The organism is Burkholderia sp. Bp9031 (assembly GCF_003857965.1).
In the GTDB taxonomy this organism is placed as follows: Bacteria; Pseudomonadota; Gammaproteobacteria; order Burkholderiales; family Burkholderiaceae; genus Burkholderia; species Burkholderia ambifaria_A.
In genome coordinates this window covers 1-2,174 of the sequence record NZ_QTPW01000078.1, presented here as the reverse complement: position 1 = coordinate 2,174, position 2,174 = coordinate 1, and the positions used below count along the sequence as shown (strand labels likewise).

Annotated in this window: 2 protein-coding genes; both read right to left on the bottom strand. The window is 66.5% G+C overall.

Translation table 11 applies throughout. The annotated features are described in order from the left end of the window. Positions 1–763, bottom strand: a 763-nt coding sequence (locus DIE15_RS36560) for an alpha-E domain-containing protein (RefSeq protein ID WP_148095700.1), incomplete at its 3' end; no start/stop codon positions are given. Between the two features lie 64 nt (positions 764–827). Beyond that, the coding region (locus DIE15_RS36555) for a circularly permuted type 2 ATP-grasp protein (RefSeq protein ID WP_148095699.1) at positions 828–2,174 on the bottom strand (1,347 nt) is incomplete at its 5' end.

Sequence of the window (2,174 nt, the reverse complement as noted above, 5' to 3'; positions counted from 1 at the left end):
CGAGCAGGTTGAGACTCGACATCACGCGGCCATAGCAATAGCGCAACGAGCGCGGCATGCGGCCGTTCAGGATCAGGTAGTCGGCGATGTTCATCGGCTTGTACTGCACGTCATATACCCAGCGATACGACCGGTGTGCGGCCACGCAGCGCAGAATCGTCTCCCACTGATAGTTGTCGAGGATCGTGCCGACGTGCGACACCGACGGCAGCAGCAGGTGGTATTTCACGTCGATGATCCGCGCGGTGTTGTCCGCCCGCTCGACGAATGCGCCGATCTGCGCGAAATCGAAGATCTCGTTGCGCAGCATCGTGCTGTAGAAGCTGCCGAGAATCAGCGCGGTTTCGCGCTTCACTTCGTCGAGCACCGCCGGCAGCCCGCTCTCCGGCACCGGCTGCGCGAGCGCGCGGCGCAGCGCGAGCCAGGCGCCGTTCACGCTCTCCCATGCCTCGCGCGTGAGCGCCGTGCGCACCATCCGCGCATTCGAGCGCGCGGCCTCGATGCACGACAGCACGCTCGACGGGTTGTCGCGGTCGCGCAGCAGGTAGTCGGTCACGGTATCGGCGGCATACGCGTCGTATTTCTGACGATAGCCGTCGTCCGCGCCCGAGCTGACCAGCACCGACGACCATTCGGCCGGCGCGTCGGACGTGCGCGTAAGCGCCATCCGCAGCCCGGCATCGACGATGCGCGCGATGTTCTCCGCGCGCTCGATATAGCGGTACATCCAGTAAAGCCCGCTCGCAGTTCGTCCCAGAAGCATCTCGTGTCCACTCCGTGTTCGTTCGGTTCGCGCGCCGGCTGCGGCGCGCGTGCTCGTGCCCGGCTCAGTCGGCCAGCACCCAGGTGTCCTTGGTGCCGCCGCCCTGGCTCGAGTTGACGACGAGCGACCCCTCCTGCAGCGCGACGCGCGTGAGCCCGCCCGGCGTGATGCGGATCCGGTCCGACACCAGCACGAACGGCCGCAGGTCGACGTGGCGAGGCGCGAGGCCGGCTTCGGTCAGGATCGGCGTCGTGGACAACGCCAGCGTGGGTTGCGCGATGTAGTTCGCGGGCCGCGCGCGCAGCTTCGCGGCGAATGCCTCGAGTTCGGCCTTCGACGCGCACGGCCCGACCAGCATCCCGTAGCCGCCCGAGCCGTGCACTTCCTTCACGACCAGTTCGTCGAGATGGTCGAGCACGTATTTCAGGCTGTCGGCCTCGCCGCAGCGCCAGGTCGGCACGTTCTCCAGCAGCGCCTTGCGGCCCGTGTAGAACTCGACGATCTCCGGCATGTACGAGTAGATCGCCTTGTCGTCGGCGATGCCGGTGCCCGGCGCGTTCGCGATCGTGATGTTGCCGGCGCGGTAGACGTCCATGATCCCGGCCACGCCGAGCACCGAATCGGGGCGGAACGTGAGCGGATCGAGGAATGCGTCGTCGACGCGGCGGTACAGCACGTCGATCGCCTGGAAGCCTTCGGTCGTGCGCATCGCGACGCGGCCGTCGACCACCTGCAGGTCGCTGCCCTCGACGAGGTGCACGCCCATCTGGTCGGCGAGGAACGAGTGCTCGTAGTACGCGGAATTGTGGATGCCGGGCGTGAGCACGGCGATGGTCGGGTTGTCGGCGTTGCCGCCCGGCGGGCACACGGCCGCGAGCGACTGGCGCAACATCTGCGGATAGGTCTCGACCGGGCGCACCTTGACCTGCTGGAACAGCTCCGGGAAGAGCTGCATCATCGTCTCGCGGTTTTCCAGCATGTACGACACGCCCGACGGCGTGCGTGCGTTGTCCTCCAGCACGTAGAACTCGTTTTCACCGGTGCGCACGATGTCGACACCGATGATGTGCGTATAAACGTTGCCGGGCGGCCGGAAATCGATCATCTCGGGGATGAACGCCTCGTTGTGCGCGATCAGGTGCTTCGGCACGATGCCCGCGCGCACGATTTCCTGGCGGTGGTAGATGTCGTCGAGGAACGCGTTGAGTGCCATCACGCGCTGCTCGATGCCCAGCGACAGCCGGCTCCATTCGGCGCCCGAGATGATCCTCGGCACGATATCGAATGGAATCAGCCGCTCGGCGGCTTGCGCGTCGCCGTAGACGGCGAACGTGATGCCCGTCCTGCGGAACACACCTTCCGCATCGTGGGCCTTCTGGGCGAGGCTCGCAGGGTTCTGCGTGTCGAGCCA